Below are 1,506 nucleotides of genomic sequence, written 5' to 3'. Positions count from 1 at the left end.
GTAAGCGCTCCATAATCCCCACATTCAAAGTCACCACCTGATCCCCGATGCTGTGCTCCCGATTCCTTTACGGAGCCAGCACCTCATGATGCGTCCCGACGCAAAAGTTGAAAAAGTCTATCTCTACCCCAAGCCCGTCGACTTCCGAAAATCCATTGATGGCCTCGCCGCTCTGGTCGAACTGGACATCAAGGTCGCGGTGTTTGACCCGGTGCTTTTCGTGTTCCTCAACAAGCCTCGAAACCGAGTGAAGATTTTGTACTGGGAGCGCAACGGCTTCTGCCTTTGGCTAAAGCGCCTGGAGTCCGAGCGCTTCAAAACATCGCCGGATTGTTCAGATGAAGCCATTGTGCTGACGGTTCAAGAACTCAACTGGTTATTGGACGGTTTTGATTTGTGGCGTAACCGTCCGCATCAAGTTTTGACGCCTCGATTCGTCGCCTGATTCGGTATAATCCAGGGCATGATTTCCATGCCCAAAGGCCTTCCTGACGACCCTGTTTTGCTCAAGCAACTGCTTGAGCAAATGCTGAGTGAGCGCGAGTCGGATAAGGGCAAGATCGTTCATCTTGAAGAAGAAAACGCGCTGTTGCGTCAGCGCCTTTTCGGACGTAAGTCAGAGCAGACAGCCGATCCCGCGACCCCACAAATGGCCTTGTTCAACGAGGCTGAAAGCGTGGCCGAGTCTGTCGACGACGCGGCTGACGAAGAGGTCGTCGCTCCGACCAAGCGACGGGGCAAACGCAAGCCTCTGCCTGCCGATCTTCCGCGTATCGAAGTCATTCACGAACTGCCCGATCACGAGCAGACCTGCGCCTGCGGTTGCCGTAAACACAGCATTGGCGAAGAAATCAGCGAGCAGCTCGAGATCGTGCCAATGCAAATCCGCGTGATCAAACATGTGCGCAAGGTCTACGCCTGCCGTGGCTGTGAAACCGCGCCGGTCACTGCTGACAAACCGGCTCAACTGATCGAAAAGAGCATGGCCAGCCCCAGCGTGTTGGCGATGTTGCTGACGACCAAATACGTCGACGGCTTACCGCTGCATCGCTTCGAAAAAGTGTTGGGCCGCCACGGTATCGATATCCCACGCCAAACCTTGGCTCGCTGGGTTATCCAGTGCAGCGAACACCTGCAACCCTTGCTCAACTTAATGCGCGACCGGTTACTGGAAAGCCGCGTCATCCACTGCGACGAAACACGTGTCCAAGTGCTGAAAGAGCCAGGTCGAGAGCCGACCAGCCAATCCTGGATGTGGGTGCAAACCGGCGGGCCGCCGAATCAGCCTGTGATCCTTTTTGACTACTCGACCAGCCGGGCGCAGGAGGTGCCGTCGCGGCTGCTCGAAGGTTATCGCGGCTACCTGATGACCGATGATTACGCGGGTTATAACGCCTTGGGCGCGCAATCAGGTGTCGAACGTTTAGGTTGTTGGGCACATGCGCGACGCAAGTTTGTCGAGGCGCAAAAGGTGCAGCCTAAAGGTAAAACCGGGCGTGCCGATAT

Annotated in this window: 2 protein-coding genes; both read left to right on the top strand. The window is 56.0% G+C overall.

What is annotated here, in order from left to right:
* The first annotated feature begins 85 nt into the window (after window positions 1-85).
* Window positions 86-445 carry an IS66 family insertion sequence element accessory protein TnpB gene (tnpB, locus tag BMW74_RS24430; RefSeq protein WP_019412232.1) on the top strand — a complete coding sequence of 120 codons (360 nt, stop codon included), beginning with the start codon at window positions 86-88 and terminating at the stop codon, window positions 443-445.
* An 18-nt stretch (window positions 446-463) separates the two neighbouring features.
* The coding region (locus BMW74_RS24425; RefSeq protein ID WP_093426651.1) for an IS66 family transposase at window positions 464-1,506 on the top strand (1,043 nt) is incomplete at its 3' end.

The sequence above is a fragment of the Pseudomonas sp. ok272 genome (assembly GCF_900109995.1).
In the GTDB taxonomy this organism is placed as follows: Bacteria; Pseudomonadota; Gammaproteobacteria; order Pseudomonadales; family Pseudomonadaceae; genus Aquipseudomonas.
The sequence above is the reverse complement of the archived record's forward strand: the minus strand, read 5'-3'. Positions and strand labels throughout refer to the sequence as shown.